This window comes from Alcanivorax xiamenensis, from assembly GCF_009846745.1.
Classification (GTDB): Bacteria; Pseudomonadota; Gammaproteobacteria; order Pseudomonadales; family Alcanivoracaceae; genus Alloalcanivorax; species Alloalcanivorax xiamenensis.
In genome coordinates this window covers 15,733-36,921 of record NZ_AQPF01000004.1, presented here as the reverse complement: position 1 = coordinate 36,921, position 21,189 = coordinate 15,733, and the positions used below count along the sequence as shown (strand labels likewise).

The window sequence follows — 21,189 nt, the reverse complement described above, 5'->3', positions numbered from 1 at the left end:
CTTAGCGGCCTGCCCGTGGGGTGAGGATGGTGTCGTCCACCACGGTGCCATCGAGAGTGCGCGTCAGCACGTGCAGGCTCGCGCCGTCGATTTGCAGCGTGGTATAGGTATTAACGTTGTCGTCGAACAGCACATCGGCGAATTTGGCGATGCCACCACCATTGTTGTCGTAGTACTTGGCCGAGTCGGAGCCCGCGATCAGGTAGGTGGCACCGGCCGGGTGCGGTTGCCCGCCCGCCATCGGCACACTGCGCGAGTACATGTGATCGTGGCCCGAGAGCACCAGATCGATACCGAGTTCGTCCACCACCGGTGGCAGGTACTGCATAACACGGCCATTGCCGGAGGCCGGGTTGCCGTTGTACGGCGGCCGGTGAATCATGACAATCTTCCAGGTCCGGTCGGACGCGCTCATATCCGCGCGCAACCAGTCCATCATCTTCGGCCAGTCGCTTTCCTCGGTGAGTTCACTGGTGAGCACGGCGATGTGCGCGTTGCCGTAATCGAAGCTGTAGATAGCACCTTCGAAGGGATCGGCCACACCGCTGTCGGTGGGGGCGAAGCGGAACATGGCGGCGAATTTTTCCGCGCCTTCGTTGTACACCTCGTGGTTGCCTTCGGTGGGGACCAGCAAATGGGAAGCCAGCATGCCGTCGCCTTCCAGGGATTCGAGGAACAACCGCAGCAGGCGGTAATCACTGAGATCCTCGGTGAAGTCACCGACGTGCATAATCAGATCACCACCAGGCAACTGCGCCTGCATCTTGCGATACAGTTCCGTCACCAGACCGCTGCCGTTGAAGATATTTTCGTTGGACAGCGTCTGGGTATCGCCGAACAGGTGGATGTTCACCTGATCGTCGCCATCATCGGTGGTGAAGCTGAACTCGGTGCTTTGGTTGGCACCGCCATCACCGACCTTATAGCGATAGGTGGTTCCTGGCGCCAGATTGGTCAGCGCTACATGGTGCACGCGTACAACCCCCGCTTCCGTTCCATAGAAGAACGGCAAAATCCCGGAGTCACCAGTGGCGGTCTGATTCAGGGAACCGGTGCCGTACATCACTTCGCTGGCGCTCACATCCGTGGAGGTATACCAGGTCACGTTCACTTGTGAACCATCCGCGCCCGGGGTCAGATACAGGTGACGCGGCGCCGGCGTCAGCCGCTCCACCAACGCCTGCACATCGGTCATCAGCGATGACCCCAGATCGTCATAGGCCCGGAACAACATTTCCCGGGAGTCGCTGCCCGCGGGCAGGGTCACGGCCAGGCGACCTTCCGCGTCGGTGGCACCCAGCACAACCACGTCACTGATCTGGTCCGTGCCACTGTTGTAGGTGAAGGTTTCCACCGTCACCCCGGACGCGGCGTTACCCTGCTGATCCACCACCAGCATGTCCAATTGCTGGCCGCTGATGCCCCAGTGGGTCAGCAAGCGATAACGGCTGCCCACCTCTTTGCGCACCACCGGATGGTAGTAGGTATCGCCATCCAGTTGGCCGTTCACCACCACGGACACGAAGGTGTTCTGGATGTAGTCGCGCACCTTCAGTTCCAGATACGCCACCACGCCGATATTGTCATTGAACCCGGTAAAGCGCCCGCTCCAGTTGCCTTCCGTGGTGCTGACATCGGTGGCGCTCAGGTCACCGTCGATCACCGTCATGGCGGCTTTGGTGGCGTCGTAGTCGAGACTCAGATTGAAGTCACCGAAGTGGCCGCCACCCTCCACACGGATCGGTACCTGGAAGGTGCCGCCGGGGTAGAACTGGATACTGGCACTGTCGATGTAAACGCGCGGGCCACCGGTCAGCACCTGGAACAGATAATCGCCCGCGGTGACGTTGCCGTTGGTATCCGCCACGCGGTAGTCCACCCGGTGCCAACCGTCCGCCAGATCAGCGCTCTGGAACTCGATACGGTCCTGGCCATTGTTGGTGAGCGAGGCGGAAACGTCCTGGCCATCCAGGGCTACATAAGCGCTGCCGAAATCCACGCCGGAATCGTCATGCACCTGCAAGGACAACAAAGGATCAGGCTGCTCCACCGTGGCGTCGGCTTGCGGCGACACCGTCACACCGGGACCGGCGAGATCGGTGTCATCGCTGTAGATGGCGGTGAAGTCGTCCAGAATCACGTGGGAGTCGATGCGCTCGGCGGTCTTCAATACCAGGAAGCGGAACGGCTGGAAGAAGCGCAGTGGCTCCTTGTAGCCGGAGCCGATTTCCGCCTTCATGAAATGCCAGCCCCGTTCCGGCAAGGCATCGCCATCGTTGTTGTAGTTCAAGGTGACGGTCTTGCCATCGTCATCCTTGAGACTGCCACGCACCCACCATACTTTGCCGGCCAGTTCATCAGGGATATAAACATTCACACCCAGGTACTTGGGATACCCCGGCAATTCGGTCACCTGCCCCGGATCGGTGAGATAAGCGCCAAAAGTACCGGGCTGGGCGGGGTCCGCTTCCCAACTCAGCTTCATGGAGTAATTGCCGGCGAATACCTGGTCGGAGACTTTCTCGATATTCACCGTTTTATGACGAGCACCGCCTGGCGCGAAGGCGCTGGTATCACCCTCGAAGCCGCTCACCAACTCTGGCGCCACGCCGATATTCACCACGGTGGTGGCACTCATTCCGGCGGCGGTGGCGGTGACGGTACAGCTTCGGCCTTGTACCGGCGCCACGGACAGCACGCCTGTTTCCGGATTCAGAGTGCAATCGTCGTTGTTGTCCAGCTCATAGCTGATGACGTCGTTGGAATAGTGCACGCTGTCGCCATCACTGATCAGCAGCGGCGTCAATTGCAGGCTGCCGCCACTGTCCACCGCGTACTGCTCGCTGGGAAAACGGATCTCATCGATGGTATCGGTGACACGCACTCGAGCCACACCTTTTTGTTCACCGACCTGAACCACCACATACCCTTGCGCATTCGCATCGGCTGCTTTGAAAGCACCGGTGCGACTGTCGATCAACCCCAGGGAGGCATCGCTGATGCCATACTCCGGGATGTCACCGCCGCCTTCCCAGGACGCGCTGTCGTAACCCACGCCCCGGAAACGGCGATAAACGGACCCCGCCATCATTGTCAGTTCCCGGGGATACACCGCCACCGCATTGGCGTCGTAACGTGCCTGCTCCGCGTTCAACACCAGCCCCCACTTGGTGGCGGTGACCCGCTCGCCACCGTCGGAGGGTGTGTTCACCAGATAGGTGTAGCGTTCGCCGGGCAGACGCGCGGCCAATGTGGACGAGCCACCGCCGTCCAGGTTGATCGCTTGCACCGCGCCATAGCCGATCATGATCTGGCCCAGTTTGGTCTGGGTGATGCCGTCGTAGAGAGAGCCCACCGGCTTGTCCACCACCAGGAAGAAAGCGCTGCCGTCGGCGCGAATGCCGAAAGCAGTGCGGCTGCTTACCGCCACTTCGTCCTGATTGTTGCCAAGCTGACCGTCCTTCACCAACAGACCACGACCGAAGCCGGCCCCCAGAGCACTCTCCACCTGCTCCCAGGACGGATCGTCGGTTTCGTAACGGATATCCACCTTGCTACCGATGGACAACACGCCGCCGTCCACCAGCAACGCGTGCCCGGCGGGAACCACATAGTTGGCGCGGTCTTCCACGCGTCCCACCACGGTTCCGGATAATGGCGGCAACTGCACGCTGACCTCGCCGTCGCCCCGCTCCACCACGCTGACGCCATTGGCCTCGGCGGCGATCAGCGCGGCACCGCGACCGGTCAGATCGATGGTGCCGCGATAGCTTTCCGCCGGATACAGTTCCAGCTCGGAGTCGCCGCGGCTGAAGCTGGTGTTGGCCTGACTGGCATTATTGAAGTAATGCACCTTGCCCAGCGGCTCCAGCAACTGGCCATTGAGATACACATTCAAGGTGAACTGGGGCACCTGTTCCAAAATACCCGGCGAACCGTCCTGATAGACCACGATCGCCTGCTCGTTGCGATCGGAAAACCCGGTGTAGGTGACCCCGTCTTTTTTTATCAGACCCATATTCCAGCCCTGGGTCATATCATAGGGATCCGCATTCACCGCCAGAATCACGTTCTGGCCGTTGTCGATGGCATGGTTGGCGGACGCGGTGGTGCGCTCAAAGGAGAACTGACCGTTGGAACGGGTCAACGGCACCAAAGAGAGACTGCCGCCAGTGGTGAACTCCGCACTGAAGATGCCTTCATCGCGAACGTGATTCAGACGACCGCTGGTCAGGCTCAGATCGGTGTTGACCTGGAAGCGCTGGTAGCCGCTGATCAGAGTCGCCTCGGTTTCCCGTGCAGTGACGCCATTCACCACTGGCGCGGGTTGCGGCTGAAACTGATCGTCGGCGCCATCCGGCGCGGCGATCACATTCGCGGCAAAGGTTTCCGCACCGGATAAATCCTCCACATAGGGGACGTCCTCGGTGACGGGAACCTCGACCTCTTTATCGACGAATTTGGTATCGGTATCTCCACCGCAACCGGCCAGCAAGGACGCGATCAACGCCGGCAACACAGCCGCACGCCATCGGCCCGCGTGGCGAACGCAAGCTCCCATGATGTTCTCCCGAATAGATAAACCTGTGTCAGGGCAAACGCCCCGCTAAAGATCGGGCAGGATAGAAGAGGACGGTGGCAAATCGATTACCGGAAGGTGACATAATTTATGACAATCGTGCTTCCCTTTTTCTGTCACCACAGTGACACCTTTTCACCTTACAAGCTGTAAGAAATGACAGGGTGATCATCACGAAACCGCAATACTTACTGCCTAATCTGTTATGAAAATCCGAGAATCAAAATCATAAAGCGAACACCCATAAACCACAGGGAAGGCTCAGGGGGATGTTCTACGATAAAAGCGTGGTGGCCCAAATCCTGGCCATCACCCGCCTTACACGCCTCACACGTTTGCACACGGCGGTGGAGTACTTCATCCGTGAACATGGATTCCAGTGCTATTTTTTTGTCATCAACAGCACGGTATCCCTGAACCCGCCGGAACCGCTGCGTTTGCATAATCTGGCCGACGACTGGGTCCGGCTCTATCGGGACGAGCACCTGATCAACACCGACCCGCTGGTGCACTACGCCCTGAACCATCACCTGCCATTGGACTGGCGCTCCCTCATGACCCTGCCGGACTACGACACCGGCGAACAACGCCGCGTCATGATCCTGCGTGCCCACCACGGCATGGCCTCCGGCTGTACCGTGCCCCTGGCCATTGACGGCCTACATGCCCGTTTCAACCTGATCAGCGAGGAGGACGGCGAGCGCGCCTGGGACCATGCCCATCAATTCCTGCCCTATGCCCTGTTGCTCGGCAACGTCATCCTGGAACGCACTCGCACACTGCGCGGCCAGGATGGCACCACCACAGCACAACAACGTGAAGCCCATTGCGCCGAAGCGCTCAACAGCCGCGAACGGGAATGTCTGGTGTGGGCCAGCGCCGGCCACACCAACAACGAAATCGGCCAGCGCCTGGGCATCACCGAACGCACCGTGGTCTACCACATCAGCAACGCCTGCCGGAAACTACGTGCCCGTAATCGTCAGCATGCGGTGACCCGGGCGATCCTTTCCCGGCAGTTGCCACTGGAAGGCCTGCCAGTGCAGTTTGATTTGCAGGGTGGCGGGGACGACTGAAGCGGGTAAAAGCCTCGGCATGTTTACTCTGGCCCCGTCGAAATATTCGCTTGCAAGCAAGCTTCCCACAGCCCCAATGTCATGCCTAACTTGATCCGGCATCTCCTTCTTCCTCTACAAAGCCGCGCCCTTCAGACGGAGATCCCGGGTCACACAACGGTGCTTAGAGCACCGTTTGGACGCCCCGCAGGGCGCCCCGAAGGGGGCGTTCAGTGGCGTTAAGCCATTGAACTATCTACCCCGGGATGACCGGGTACAGCCTTTAAAAAAAGGGGCGCCCTCTTGGGCGCCCCGCTCCGGTCAGGACCGGATATGCTGCTTAGTTAATGCAGTTGTTAATAACATTGTCGATTTTGCCAGAGCTGACGGGGGCATAACCAACAGGCAGACCTGACGCATTGCTCACAGCCATGAACAGGCTCTCTACCGCAGTAGCATTGGGGTTATTATTGGTGTAGGTAAGCAGGTTGGTGAAAGCCACGATGGGATAGCTTTGAGTCAGTTGGATAGCGGGATTCACCACAGCCAGACACCCCACTTGAGTACCACCAGCAGAGCTCAGGGACTGGGTAGTCGGCAGACCATTCGAGCCCGGATTACCCAGGACGGTGTCAATCAAGATGTCAGGGTCCGCGACAACAATGCTACCACCACTAGCCGGATCGTGGCCTTCTACCAAGGCGTAAGCCAAACCCGGCTCAGCGGCTACGTTGGAAAAGTTGGCGTAGCCGATGGCGCCCGGGGTGCTGGTTACGGCATCGATCACACCACCATTACCGCTACCACCTACTGACCGGCTGCCATATACGGTCAGAGAAATGGCATCGCTGTACAGCTCCTCGGTTTGGAACGTGGTAGCAGAGATGTTGCAGGCGGACGCCAGATACTGGGTAAAGGCGAACGTCGTGCCGCTGCCGTCGGAGCGATAAACGACCTTGATTTGCTGGCTGGAAGGTACGCCCACATCACTCCAAACCGTGGCGCTGCCGTCAAAGATGGAACAGACTTCGGCGGTGCTCAGATCGACGTTGGTGATGGGGTTACCGGAGCCGTCCTGGATATTCATCGGCAGCCCCAAGAAAGCCCCAAGGGCCGGCACCTGAACCAGGTTGGTACGTTGGGATTGATAACCATTGGTTGAGTCGATGAACTTGCTGATGTCTCCTGCCGTCAGCGGCGCGTCGGAGCCGGCGAAATCAGGCAGTGCGTTCGGCCCACTGAAGCCATCGGCGGAATCGCTGTAATCCTTACAATTTCCTGAGGCGATTTCGTCAGCGGCGCTCAACAGAACCCGCTTACCCGTGCTGCTACCGGTCTGACAATAAGATGCATTATTGGCCCCTTGGTTGTAGATACCAAAAATAGAGGTGCCATCCGCAGTCACTTGATTATAAGGCATACCTGTGCCGGGGTTGATGCCTGCAAAAAGGACACTGCTGGAAAGCCGTGCCTGGGGATCTGGTACAGTAAAGCCATCACCGACGTAAGCAACGGCGGGCAGCGATGCCCCGCCACCCACCAGGTTGGCAGCGGAAGCGGCAAATGGGGCCGACATGATGGCAGCAACCAGAGCCGCCTTTTTCAATATGGTGTTCATGATCAATTACCCTCTTTAAAAGTGGTTAGTTCGATTGCAATGAAGCGCGGCGAACCGCATGAACCACACTAAAGAGGGCGCGTTTCCGAACCTTTTCATTTCGGGGAATATTACCGGTCGATCAGGCGACGTTTTCTTGTCACGGCTTTGTTGTTTCCAGCAGTTTGTAACCGGTTTTTCGTTGTCTTTTATGAACCCCGCTTGCATCCCGGGTTCGGCCGCTGTCGAACAGGGAAGAGATGTGACAGAAGGTCATAAATTGGCGGATAAGATTGCTGTAATTGGCAAAGCAAAAAAGGCCGCTCTTTGGGGTGAATTCGAAGCCGCTGTGGGAAGCTTGCTTGCAAGCGAATTGCCAGCGCCAGGAGAAATAATTCGCGGCCAAGGCCGCTCCCACAGCGGATTCGTGGTTGGAGTTGGGAATGAAAGGATATGTGATCGCCTTCGATCAGCGACAAGCGCTACACCATGTTACCAACCAGCCGGGAACTGTCACTGGTGGGACCAAACAGCTTTCGAGACAGGATGGCCTTGGTGACCGCGTGTTGGCGATTGCGGGCATGGAGTTTTTCACAGGCATGGTGAACGTGATACACCACGGTACGTTCGCTGATGCCGAGCAGCGCACCGATTTCCGCGTTGGTCTTGCCTTCACTGGCCCAAAGCAAACACTCCCGTTCCCGTTGAGTGAGCGGTGTGCCGCCATCGGGCTCCATCAGGTCGTCGTCTTCTTGCCGGGTCAGACCCCGGGTTTTATCCAACAGGACCTGTCCCAGCAAAGAAGCGTATGGCAGGTAGCGGCGAATACAGAGATCCGCTTCCTCGTCATCATGATCACAGATCAAATCCAGCCGCGCCAAAACGCCACTGGCCTGACTCAAGGGCACGGTGCAACCACTTAATAGTCCGTGTTGGGCCCGCGCCGCCATCACGCGCAGATAACCCCGGTGCTGGTAACCGGGCAGCGCCATGATCTGCTTCCAATCCATGGGCAGGGTACGAGTAGCGGCGTAATGAGCGAGGGGATCCTGATCCGGCTCTCTATCCATTTCAGGCCGGCGGCCATTGACCGGCAAATTGTGCAAGGTGACCGGGTCGCGGCCTGTCAGCGCATGCTGCCCGCGCAGCGAAAAATAGTAAAAGCGAAACCCGTGCATCTGAATCAGATACGTGGTGGCGGCATGCAGGCGCGCCAGCGTGGTCACCCGGGTCATCGCCAATATCTGACTGGCCGCGTCACGGTCGTAGAACATCCTTGTGCCTCCTGGCAATGTCCCCGGAGCGGGCTTGCTCCGGGGTTCAACCGAGATGATCAGCGCGACTTGAGTCCCCGGCGCTCAGCGGGCGTCAACATGCCCATCTGGTTCGCCGACAACGGCCCCGCCCCCAACACCTCCACCATGCCCTCTCCAGGCCGGGAGGCCGGGGCGGCGCTGGTCCGACCGCCTCCCGCTTCCAGACGTTCCTCGCCGTAGCCGAGAATTTCCACGTTGATGATTGAGGGTTGTTGTTGCTGATAGCGCCGGCCGACCTGCTCCGCCGCCTGTACCGCACTGGAGGCGGCGTTGCTGGCACTGGTCAGAGCCCCAACATTCACCGCCGCCACCGCCGGCAGGCCGGTGGAATCCCCTTGCACCTGGATATTTTCCGCGTTCACCACCTGCAACGCCGCCACATTGATACTGCCGGACACGCGGATACCCGCTTCACCGGCGTCGATCACGCCCAGCGGCGCGATCAGATCGATGTCTCCTGGCGGCACTTCCGGGATCGGTGCCAGGGTGGCTATGCCCGCGCCGGTACTCGGCACGGATGGTGACAGGGTGACATTACCCAGACTGTCGTAGGTGCGGCGCGGCGGCGTGTACACCAGGGTGGTCTTGGCGCCGCGGCCGGCGTTGATGTCACCAGCGTTGGACCAGGCGAAGATGTCGCCGCCGTAGGTGGTCATGATGCGGGACAGGCCCAGCGCGATGTCGCCCTGGCTGAACAGCTGAATATCGCCGCTGCCCTGAGTGAGGATGCCATTGTCGCCGTTCTCCGCGCGCACTGATTCCAGGCCGATGATCAAATCACCGCCGGGCACCAGCATCTGGATGTCGCCGCCGCCTTCGGTGCGGATCAGACCGGAGCGCTCGGTATTCCCATCCTGAGTCGTGAACATGGTGAAGTCACCCTGGTAACCGGAGGTGCCCATTTCACTGTCCATCTCCGGCAGCAGGGTCTCGATCACGCGGCGGCCACGCAGGTAGCTGCCGAAACGGGGTCCTTCGGAATCCGTGTACTCCCGTCCCCCTTCCCGCAGTTCCGCGTAATAGAGCTCGCGCAAGAAGATACGCTGCTGCTCCGGTGCCAGATTCTGGAAATAGGCCAGGGCATCGGTGAGGTCCAGACCCGTTAGCCCGAAACGCTGTTCCAGCCAGACCCTCAGTTCTTCGTCGTACACCTTGACGACCTTGTCCGGTTGCTCGGCCAGAGGCCTTCCGGCCTCGGCCAGATTGGCGGGGTCCAGATAAGTGTCGATGAGCGCCTGATAATCCGGGCCGGACTCGCCCATACCCGCGTTCACCACGATATCAGCGCCACCGTTGTTAACATCACGCGTTCCGTCGCTAAAGGGACCCACGCTACGCACCCAGCCCCGGTCGGCTTGGTAGACGTTGCGACCGGCGGTGAGTTCCAGGGTGCCCGGGCCTATTACCTGAGTATTGATATGAATCAGATCACGGCCAGCCTCGATGATGGAGACATCCGTCGGGCTGTAATGTCCCAGAGCGGAGTTTGCCAGCCCTGCTTCCCCGCCGCCGTACTCAACGATATCCCGACCAGCGCGCACATGCGCGGGGCGACCGGCCCGATTTTGCAGAGAGCCAGAGATACCAAACACACCATAATAGCCGTAATACAGCTGATAAATATCGCCTTCCAGCGCGTAAAAGCGGGCCGGGGCCACCTCCAAGCCGGATAGCGACGCATCATAGACCGTAGACAAGCCCAGCGTGTAGATGGACTCCCGGGCCAGAATTTCCAGCCAACCGTTGGACGACACGTCCGTGGTCAAGTTGACCTGGTTGGGCGAATTGCCGTTGCCGTATACAGAACCGCCGGCGGCCACCGCGCTGAAACGGGCAGGCAGGCTACCGGACCCCGAGCCGCCACCGACGCCGATATCACCGCCCGTACTCAACACAAGCGCTTCGGTGTGATCAGTCCGCAGCACCACCCCATTGGTAGAGGGATCCTGCACATTGACCAGCGCATCTCCTCGTGTATGGAGGGTGGCCCTGGCATCGCCCAGCACCAGTCTCAGGCCACCGAAGGCCCGTTTGTTCACCAGCAGCAGTTCGTCATCCGGACGTGGGTCGGTGTTGTACGAAGCCACGTCGTAGGTTTGCCACAGTTCCCCCAGGGCTTCGGCCCGCACCTGGACATCACCACGCAGGTTGGCCACGCCACCCTGGTCCAGAGTGTTACCCAAAAAGACCGGATCGATGATGCCCGCCACGTCCAGCTTCAAGTCGCCACCACCGTAGGTATGGCGTTGCCCCTCGCCATCGACCCAGCCGGCGCCACCGACCATCAGGAAGACACCGCCCAGGACTTGACCGTCGGAGGTACGGGTGTGGGCACCGACATCACCGCCAGCGGTCACCGTCAGGTTGCCGCCCCCCAGGGTGCCGATGCCGTCGAAGCCCAGCAGGTCCAGATATTGATTGCTGCCAGAACCGGCCAAGCCATAGTTACCGGGATTGATGCCCCATACTTGCTGGTTTCCGGTTTCAGTGCCCGAGGCGGCCCAAAGCCAGTGACCGGTCTCACCATTGGATTCATACCCCTGGATATCACGGCCCACTTGCACCAGGACATTACCGCCGCTGGTATTGATCAGCGCGGTGGCCGCCGCCGCGGCATCCTCATACAAGGCATGATCAGTGTTGAGGACGGTACCGTCCTCGGTACGCTCAGCCCCAAGTGCCGGCGCCCCTTCCACCGCCGTACCCCCCGTGTAAATGCTGAACCGGGAATTCTGGAGGTAGTCGCGACTGGCGATCAGTTCCAGATCGCCCGTGCCGGTGCGGATCACACTCAGCCCCTCCCGAACTACATCCGCATCCAGCCCTTTATAGGTAACAACCTTATAGTCATTGTCGAGGATCAGATCCCCTCCCGCTGTCAAAACCTGGGTTGAGCGACTGCTGGCGGAGGCCAGATCGGCACCGGAGACAAGCCGCAGATCCCAGCTTTCCGAGCCCTCATTCATGGCGGATGCCATGGGCCAGATCGGCTGTTCGAACTCCTCACCTTTAAAGCTGGAAATGCCGAAGCCCTTCGGCAGTACGAAACCCGTCTCCAACTGGAGGTCTTCCCCATATTCCTTTGCATCTATTACGTTAATACCCTGAAGATCTGTTCCTGCGGGTATTACTGAGGGTCTAAAACTCATTGCTACGCTAAACGTACTGCCCTGAAATATCGTTGTTCCGGCAGGAAGTGATACGAACCCGACGGTGGTGCCGGCCGGAACAAGCCCGGGTCCATAAGTTGTCCCTGGTCGTGCAAGATCATTGATCTGTACAGGCAATACGATATCAGCGGGAAGTGTCGCGCCAAAAGGCAGAGTTACAGAGCCCGATAATTCACCATCAAACGGTATCTGGACGTTTGGAGAGACCTGAATCAACGTTTCCGTCAGATCGAAAGGCAAGAAGTATGGGCTCCCTGAGGCATGAATACTGCCCAGACTCCACCCCGATCTCAGCGTTAGGTTTTCCTCAAGCTCAAAGTCTTGCGTCAGCTGCCCCTCGCCGTTCAACAACCCCGGATCCAACTCAAAATCCAAGGTATAGCTGCTGTCGGGGGTATTAGGTGGCAGCTTGAAGCCATCAGTTACACTGCCATTCACCTCCAGATCGCCCCCGGCACGCATCACGAACACGCCAGCGGTACCGCTGCCGTGTACGGCCTCGTCCACACCCGGCCCATAGCGATAGCCGGAGAAGTCCAGATCACCATCGATACGCAGATTGCCGTCCTCGGTGGCGGAGACGATCTCCACACCGGGACGCAAGGAGAAGGCCTCGCCAGCGGCGTCTTTCAGGTTCGCCAAACGCTGTTGCAGCGCATCGTTGGCCAGAGCCGCGTTGACAAAGCCCTTGCTCTCTTCGTGGATCCGATCCAGATACTCCTGATCAACACGCTGCGCAGCAGGCCCCTCCGGATCGTCCGGAGCATCGTCGTAGCTCCAGAATCCGTTCACCGACACCCGTTTGGCGCCGGAGACCGCCAGGCTGTCACCGGCATCCACCGCCACGTCGTTACCGGTTGCCGATGTTTCAGAAGGTGCACCCAGGCGGCGGGCATTCAGATCAATGGTGCCACGGGCTTCACCGCCCGCGCTCACATCCAACGTCACGTTATCACCCAGCACCAGACGGCCATCCCGGCTGGTCAGGTTGATAATGGCCCGGTTGCTGCCCTCGATGGGGTCACCGTAGCTGTCCAGCTTGAGTTGCTCACCGCTGGCGTCCAGGCGGGCGCCATTCACCACCTGCAGGTCATTGGCGGCGGCCAGGTAGATACTGCCGGCGTACTCGCCACCTGCGCGCAGATTGCCGTCGACGATCAGGTCACCGCCGTTGGCGGTGGTCTCGATATGACGGGCGCGGACTTCCTCGCCCAGGGTCAGATCACCTTCATTGGTCTCGAAGCCGCGCAGGTAATCGAAGCCACCGTCGGTGAGGCGTTGGTTGAGGGCCACGAAGCCAGGCAAAGTATTGGCCTTGATACGAATGGTGCCGCCTTCGCCCTCGCCTTCCGGGGCCTCCCCGGGATTACGAGCAACCAGCTCACCGGCCAGGTCCACGGTGCCGTTGGCGGCGGTGGCTTCCAGTTTGCCCGCGTCGCTGTAAGGCGCGGACACATCGATACGAGAGCCCGCGGCCTGCTGGACATTGCCTTCAGCGCTTTCCAGGCTGATCGCGCCACCGAAGCTGTATTTGGTGACATCGAAGAACTCCACCGCCCGGCCAGCCACGTTGATCAGGCTGCCGTCGGCCAGCAGCAGATCCTCGGTGGACTCGATGGCCACCTTGCCGCTGGGGGCAATGATGCTGCCCTCCACACGAACGCTATTGCCCTCCAGACTCAGTTGCGCACCCAGGTCCAGGTCCGCCGGGGCCGCAGCGGCGGCATTGTCGGGACGGCTCACCAGCAGATTACCGCCGGTACGGTAGGCCATTTCGGAACCGGCCTGGCCGGTAAGCACCGGGGCGCTCAGGGTCAGGTTGCCGCCGCTGAAGGTATCGTCACTGTTCTTTTGCTGGTAAACGGACAGGCCGCCGTACAGATCGCTGGTAATACGGTCCTGGGCTCCGAAGGTAACGTCGTTGAAACCGAGCATCAGACGTTCCAGGGTGGCGTTGGCGCTCTGGTCGCCCACCAGGCCGTTGAAGCCGAACATGACTTCGTTGGCTTCCACCCGGAAAGCGCCTGTGCCCGTACCCGCGCCGCCGGCGATTACCTCGCCGGGCGCCACCGAGCCGGCTTCGAATTCCGCCGACCCTTCGCGACCGGAGGTATACCCCAAGCCACTCCAGATAAACTGATCGGTGCGGATGGTGGCGGTGTCGCCGTCCCCACCGCGGCCATAAATGGCCGGTCCGATAAAACGCAGATTGGCCTGGGACTCACCACTGTCATCGTAGGTGTCCAGGGAGACCGAACCAATGAAATTGATGGAATCGGAAGCCTGCAAGCTGAGACTGTCTAGCTCACCCAGCGCCAAAAGGCCATCCAACGTGCTCTGGTTCAATTGCCATCCACCGGAGAGTACCCCCTGGGCCTCAGCCGCCGCCAAGGCGGCGTCCTCACCGATATTGATGTCCTCCATGGACAGCAGCAGATCGCTGGCGGCCAGGCTGATATCGCCGATCTCCAGGCCACCCGGAGCGGACAGGGCCAAGGTGCCCTCGCCGTACAAGCCGGCACCGTCCTCAATACGGATGGTGCCGTTGCCGCTGGCGGCGCCGAACTGCATCCTGTCGTTGCTCACCGTCAACAGAGCCACATCGGCGAGCGGGGAAATAAGAAAACCGTTGTCGGCGCTCCAGCCGGCCTGGCCCTGACCACGGCTGTCGAGCACCGCGCCGGATTCCACCACCACGGCACCCTGTCCCGACCCGCCAACCAGCAAGGAACCGGCCCGTAAGGTGGCGCCGGAACGAATCACCGTCTTGCCGGAGGCGCTTGGCCTGCTTGCATCCCTATTAACACCAACCCCCAGCACAGTGGCGCCGAGATGGTTCAGATCCTCGTCCAGCAAGGTGATGTAACCGCTGTCCGCCTCGTCACGCTCGCCGGTGGCGGCCACCACTTCCAGATCCTTGCCATACAGCGCCACCATACCGCCACGACCATCTTCCACCTGGGTGTTGCGCAATTCCCCGTTGAAGGAGAACGCCCGGTCATCGCCGCTGGCGGCATGACGAAAATCAAAGCTGAGCGGCCGCACATCTTCCGGCAACAAGGGAGCCATTAGCCGGGTGTCGCCGAATTGCGCCAGCGTGTTCGTCACCCATTCGCTCAAGGTGGTTTCGTTGTAGTCCCCATAGCGGCGCAGGGTGTCACCGGACATGACCGTGGCCCACAGGGGCGCCGAATCCAAGACCTCGCTCAGACCGTTGACCGTGTTCACCGGAGCGCGATACAGACCCACTGCCGGGCTGGCCACGATGCCCGTATCATACCGGGCCATGTCGCCGCCCAACTCCACCCGGTAGCCGCCGGGCATCAGGGCGTATTCCGCCGGCAACAGGGTATAGGTGCCCGCCGGCAGGCCGGGCACGCCGTCACCGATGGTGATCTGCTGCCCCACTTTGGAATGGCTTGCCAGGGCCGGGTCGAGAGGGGCCTGGCTGTCGCTCAAGCCGGGCACGATGGCGTAGACCTGGGCATCGGCGTCACCCGCATGCCAGGGGGCGGCATTGGCCAGGGCGGTATTGAGGATATCCACGGAACCACCGCGACCAGAGGTGAACCCCACGCCGCGCAGCTCGCCGCCGGCGCTGACATCGATCACCGCGCCGTCCTCGGCCTCGAAAGTAGCGGTGGCGAAATGGATGCCCGTGGCGGTGCGCTGATTCTGTTCGGTTCCTCTGAGCCCCACTTGGTCATAGCGAACTTCAGTACCATTGTAATAATAACTCTCCCCTTCCAGATAGCCGTAGGGCAGCACCAGACCGGCCGCGCTCACCGAAGTCAGACTGCCTTGACGTAACAGCACGTTCATTTCCAGATTACTAATGAATTGAGGCGTTATGCCTCCATAAAGGTCCGTGGGGTAATTTGTAAAGCCGCCCTGGTTCGCGTGAGGGTGCGAGAACGCGATGCCTCCCAGCGGAGCGTACAACGCGGCCCCCTGATCGATGATGGGGGCCTCCATGGACAGGTAGCCATAGACGGAAAGCGGCGACGCCTGCTCCCTCGCCCGCTCTTCGTCGTAGTAGCGGAAACGCAGTACCGCATCCTCCAGCGGGCCACCGTTGATGCCGGCATCGCCAAGCCCCACCCGGATGCGGTTACCGCTGTGGGTGGTGGGGTACAGGCGTTGGCTGATGAAGGTCAGCGCTTCCGTCGCCATTAGATCGGCACCGGTGAGGCGGATATCCCCGGTGCTGGTCAGGGTGATATCGGCGAAGCCCGGCAATTCCACCGGGGTGGCGCCATTGGGGGTATCATGGCTGCCCCGGGCGCCGAAGGTCAGTACCCCTTCACCGAGATCAATCAGCGCCGCCTCCACGCTCAGCTGGCTGTCGCCCTCCGCGAGCGGCGCATTGTTGTCGAATTGAAGGTAGGGGTTGACTCCAGAAACACTCCCGCTAGAAGAGTCAGGGAGACTCACCCGCCCCGCCAGATGCACATGGGGGGCGGCCAACCGCACTTGCCTGGCGGTATGATCAGGGGTGGCCAGGGTGACGGCGGTGAGCGACAGGCTGCCGCCCAGTGCCAGGTCCACATCGCTGTCGAACAGGATGGCGTCCCGGGCCCACAGGCTCAGGTGGTCAATGCCTGAATCCTGCAAAGCGTCAACGGAGAAGCGGGCCTGGCCATAGGCCAGATTTTCATCGTCGTAACCGGAGCCGGTATCCGCCTGGGTGAGGGTGATATTGCGCAGCACCGAAGCCTCTTCGGTGGCTTGAGAGGCGATGGTCAGCGTACCTTCCAGCAGCACCTCCAGGCCGCCTCCCGATGCGTTCGCGCCACCGGCGTCGGCCCTCAGTTCACCATCGAAATAGATCCCGGAATTGGAGCGCATGGCCAAGGAGCCGCCATCACTGGCCACCGTGGTGGCGGTGGGCTGACCCAGATCCAGGCCGGCACTGACGCCGGACACATCAATCAATGCGCCTTCACGCACCACCACGAAGAGATTGTTGATGTCGTATAGATTGGCATCACCGAAGTCCTCCGGCGCCTCCGCCCCCAGTACCACCTCGCCGCCATCCAGCACGGCGCCATAGTTGCGATCCCGGGCATCCGTAGCCGTATAAGCCAAGCCGGAAGCATCCAGCACCGCGTTTTCACCAATCTCGATCCGGTCTTCCGAACCGCTCGCGGGTCTAATGGTCAGGAAGGAAGAGACCACCTGAATGATACCGCTTTGTGCCCGCAGTGTTCCGTCCACAGTCAGCCGATTACGGCCGGAAAGCAACAGCGACTGGCCCGGGTCCACCTCCAGGCGAGCACCTTCCGCCACCATGATGGCCCCGCCCAGGCCATTGAGATCGGAGCGCAGGGCAAGGCTGGCGCCGCCGCGTTGTTCCAGCTCTCCGTCCAGAGGGCGTTCCAGGAACAGCTCCGGCTGCCAGGTTTCCAACGCCTCGTCATAGGCGGAGGTCTGAAAAGCGCCCTCGGCCAGACGCAACACCGGCATGGCGACGTCAATCTCGGTCTCTTCGCTAACCAACACCCCTTGATGCCCGTTGATATCGTAGCTGGAGAAGCCACGCCGGAAATCGGCTTCGTTCAGCACCAGCACTTCCTTTACCCGGACATTTGAGGGCAAGCTCGTACCACGCGCCAGGACGGAACCAGCCTCAATAGTGATGTCAAACGGCGCAGGCGATCCGGCGTCAACCACCGATGCACTGGGCACCAACGGTACACCATTGGGGAATACATCCGCCGGTACCACGTAATCCGCAGCCCACGCCCCAAGATTTGATGGGGTTTTGGCGATAATCGAAGAGCCCGCCGGCACGATAGCCCCAGAGTATGCCACCTGATACCCGCCCGCAGGAGACTGGTAGGTAACATAGAAAGTACCGTGTTCCGCGTCGGGAACGACCCAATCCTCCCCGGTGACGAGAGGATCCGACATGGAGACCTCAAGCTCACCATCTCCGACCGGCTCTCCCGGCGCCGCCGATGTCCTCTTGTAACTGTAATCCAGAGGCAGCGGCTGCCCTTCCCGGACCACCAGGTCCTCTATCAGCGTCAGGTCCACAGGCGCGGTTTCGCCGGCCTGTAGAACACCATTGGTCTCCAGGCCCCCGTCGCCAATCACCACGGCCTGGCCGGTCTCCAATATCAGCTCGCCACCGCCAGCAACCCCGTAGCTGCGCAGTTCTCCATCCAGGACCAGCGTACCGCCACCGGGACTGGCTGAACCGGAACTTGTGGTGAGGGGAACGTTCGCCCCAAGCGTGATATCACCGCCACGCCCTCCCAGCAGTTCTCCATCCGCCTTCAAGGCAGCCCCGGAAGACACATCAATCAGGCTGCCTTCAGCGAGGGTGACATCTTGAGTGCCTTCGATGATGACATCGCCACCATCCACATAGGCCTGCTTCCAGTTCTCACCGCTTTCCAACAAGCCGTTGCGCCATAGGCCACGGGCGTCCAACTGGCCGTTTTCGGTCAGACGCAATTCGCTGTTTCCGTCCTCATCGGTGAACGCTATCGGAGTGAGACTGGTGCCGGCAGGCATCAATATATTGGTCAGCGCAGTATCCCCGCCCCGGGCGGTGACGGAGGCATCCACCTCCACCTGCCCGGACACCAGACGCAACTGCCCACCCTCTGCCAGAGTCAGATCACTCTCCACCGAAATGCTGCCACCAGACACCAGATCCAGGCCACCGAGGCGCTGTTCATTCAAACGACCAGCGTCCAGCCAAACGGTGTTGAGCCGTTCGCTGAGATCGGATTCCAGGGTGAGTTGCTCGCTGATGTCGTCGAAGTCGCCTATGCGAATGTCGCTGCCGTAGGCGTTTTCCAGGCCGTACTGGCCATACTGCCCCACCGCCAGGCGGCCACGGCGGGCCACCCGGTTCTGCGCTTGCTGGTAGCTGTCCCGCCCGGCGTCCTGGGCCTGGTTCTGGCGCTCGCCCTGGAACACTTCGGCGACGATGTCGCCCTCCAGCACGGCGGTGGGGGCGTTGATGATCAGGGTGCCGGCGTCGCGGCCCACGGTGTAGCCGTTTTCCAGTTGACGCTCTGGCGCGATCAGCGGATTGCGCCAGGCGTCGGTTTGCCCCCAGCGTTCGCTGACCCGTTCATAGCCCTGATAGATACCCGTGTAAAGCATGCTCGCCGGGGCGGTGGCGGCGTCATACAATCTGCCGTCGGCGCCTTTGAGCCAGGTTTTGGCGATATAGCCGGTCTGCACATCAAGGGTACCGCCGGACAGGTTCACCGCCGAGCCGGTCTGGGTCACCACTTCACTGCCGCCGAGCAGCACGGTGCCGCCCGCCGCCGACCATTCCCCGATGCCGTGGCCCTGGGTATCCAGGTAGCCACTCACTTCCAGCAGACCACCGGCGGTATACCACCGATCCGTTTCGTAGCCGCCAGTGCCGGCGGGCACGAAGATCAGGTTGCGCCGATCAACCCAGACGTCACCGTTGTTGAGCCCACCGTTGTCGCGGTTATCCGGCGAGTCCCGCTGCTCATTGCCCTGCACGTTGATCAGGACATTGTTGGATTCCATCGCCACCTTCACACCCACGGAGCCGGACACGTCCAGTTCCGAGCCCGCGTTCAGGTGGGTGCGGCGGCCAGCGTCCACGGCGATCTGGCCGCCGGTGGCCAGGGTCAGGGAATCCTTCTCGAACACCACATCGCCGCCGGAGACGATTTCCACCCGGGACTGGTCGCGGCGGTCGGCCATCAGGCCGATGTTGTCGAAGGCGCCGGTGATCATGTCATCGCGCAGGCCATCCAGTTCCGCCGACGACTCGATCAAGGCGTCACGCTGATTGTCCAGGGCGGTCTCGCCATCGTCCTCGATCACCACCGTGGTCACCGCCCCCTCGCCCAGGGTCACTTTGCCTTCGGTGTCGCTGGCCGAGTTGAGCAGATGAACGGTACCCCGGGTGTTCACCGTGGTGGTGGCCATGGCCACGCCCTGTTGGCGCACGTCGTGACCGGTGAGGGTGATGTCCCCTTCCCGCGCCACGATCAGGCCTTCATTGGTGACGGTGCCGGCGTCGCTGCCGGCTTCCCAGGTGCTGGCCACTTCGTTGCCACGGGTGGTGGAGGCCTGGTTGGCTTCGGTGCCCGCGCCCTTGCGGATGTAGAAGTCCTCACCGGCGGCCAGGGTGGTCTGGCCCCGGCGGGTGGTGATTTCCCCGGCGTTGTTCACCTCCCGTCCCATCAGCAGCACATAGCCGCCGCCCTGGGTCACCGATTCCGGTTCGTGGGTGGTGATGCTGGCGCCGGCGTCCACCGTCACGTTGCCGGCGGCGTCGGTGAAGGTGGGCTGGGAGCCGTTGGTGTCCACGTACAAACCGCGTTCGGTGAACTGCTGGTCGCTGATGTCGGCGGCGGCGGCCACCAGGTTGCGCACATTGACCTGGCTTGAGCCGCTGAACACCACGCCATTGCGGTTGACGATCATCACCGTGCCGTCGCCCTGGATCCGCCCCTGGATCTGACTGGGGCGGGCGTTGGGGTCGTTGACCCGGTTCAGCGCCGCCCAATTGGCCTGCTGATCGAAGTCCACGGTGGTGTCACGGCCGACGTTGAAGGTCTCCCAGTTGAGGATGGCCTTGTCGGCGGTTTGTTCGATGCGGACGGTGGTGTGGCCGTCCTTGGTGGTCTGGGTCGGATCCTTGGCGTTGAGCCAGCCGGCGGTGTCCGGGTTCACATCGACCTTGAGGCCGCCGTCTCCGAGGCCGTTGGGAATGTTCGACGCGGCCTGTTGGGCAGCCTTGCGGGCCGCTTCCTGCGCCGCTCTCTGGGCGGCCACGGCAGCGGCGGTGCGGCCGACATTGTTGATCGAGTGTTGCAAGCGTTCGCGAGCTTGCCGTTGCTGGGCCAGAGGCCGGGCGGTGGGGGCGGTATTGGCGCGGGCGGCGGCGAACCACTCCGGGCTGAACGGGCGCGGGCTGCTGGCGTCGGCCTGCCCGGCCCCCACTGCCAGAATCGAGGCCACGGCCAGGGCCAGAGGCTTGCGGGAAATCACGGAACGTACCGGAGTGCGGCGGGCCGGTCTGGTGTTTTTGGTCAGCATGAAATAGGCGCTCTCAACAACGGCTGTGGACGACCACCAAGGCGATGGCGGTGCGCGCGACGGGCGCGCCCCGCATCCCTACACGCTACCGACGGCGGCCACGGCACAACCCCAACGGCCCCCGGCGCGGCATCGGCTCCAGCGTGAACGGTCTTTGTGAGAAAGATGATCGGCCCGCCCCACGACCGCCGTTTTTTCACGGAAAGTTCATCAAGGGGCACAATCCAGGCAGTGTCGGGTTCTACAACCAACGACACGGATTTGACACACAGAGCCTGCATGGTGGAGCACGGATTGAATCCGCCGGTTCAAGACCCGGATGCAGTGTCTACAGGTGACCATGCCAGTGCCGTCTTTCCCGTGACGATCACCGCCTCTTTCGCCAACTGGAGCTCCGTTCTCCGTTTGTTGCGACGGGTGGGGA

Annotated in this window: 6 protein-coding genes; 1 reads left to right on the top strand and 5 read right to left on the bottom strand. The window is 61.3% G+C overall.

Annotation, left to right across the window (positions count from 1 at the left end):
- Window position 1 precedes the first annotated feature (1 nt).
- Entirely contained in the window at window positions 2–4,561 is a 4,560-nt protein-coding gene (locus A6D6_RS04220) for a phosphodiester glycosidase family protein (RefSeq protein ID WP_236563978.1), read from the bottom strand.
- A gap of 287 nt (window positions 4,562–4,848) precedes the next feature.
- Between A6D6_RS04220 and A6D6_RS04215 the strand changes: the two genes are divergently transcribed.
- Window positions 4,849–5,655: a LuxR family transcriptional regulator gene (locus tag A6D6_RS04215; protein ID WP_159660033.1), complete on the top strand. Its 807-nt coding sequence runs from the start codon at window positions 4,849–4,851 to the stop codon at window positions 5,653–5,655.
- A gap of 319 nt (window positions 5,656–5,974) precedes the next feature.
- Here the strand turns inward: A6D6_RS04215 and A6D6_RS04210 are convergent, their stop codons facing one another.
- From A6D6_RS04210 to A6D6_RS04195, 4 genes are all read right to left on the bottom strand, one after another.
- Window positions 5,975–7,252, bottom strand: coding sequence for a PstS family phosphate ABC transporter substrate-binding protein (locus A6D6_RS04210; RefSeq protein WP_159660032.1), 1,278 nt, complete (start codon window positions 7,250–7,252; stop codon window positions 5,975–5,977).
- 139 nt (window positions 7,253–7,391) lie between these two features.
- Window positions 7,392–7,637, bottom strand: a complete 246-nt coding sequence (locus A6D6_RS04205; RefSeq protein ID WP_159660031.1) for a hypothetical protein — start codon at window positions 7,635–7,637, stop codon at window positions 7,392–7,394.
- Between the two features lie 76 nt (window positions 7,638–7,713).
- Complete coding sequence (locus tag A6D6_RS04200) at window positions 7,714–8,505, bottom strand: LuxR family transcriptional regulator (protein WP_133491913.1); 792 nt, start codon at window positions 8,503–8,505, stop codon at window positions 7,714–7,716.
- 59 nt (window positions 8,506–8,564) lie between these two features.
- The gene (locus A6D6_RS04195) at window positions 8,565–20,765 is read right to left on the bottom strand and encodes a filamentous hemagglutinin family protein (RefSeq protein WP_159660030.1); all 12,201 of its coding nucleotides are present in this window, start codon (window positions 20,763–20,765) and stop codon (window positions 8,565–8,567) included.
- Window positions 20,766–21,189: the final 424 nt, after the last annotated feature.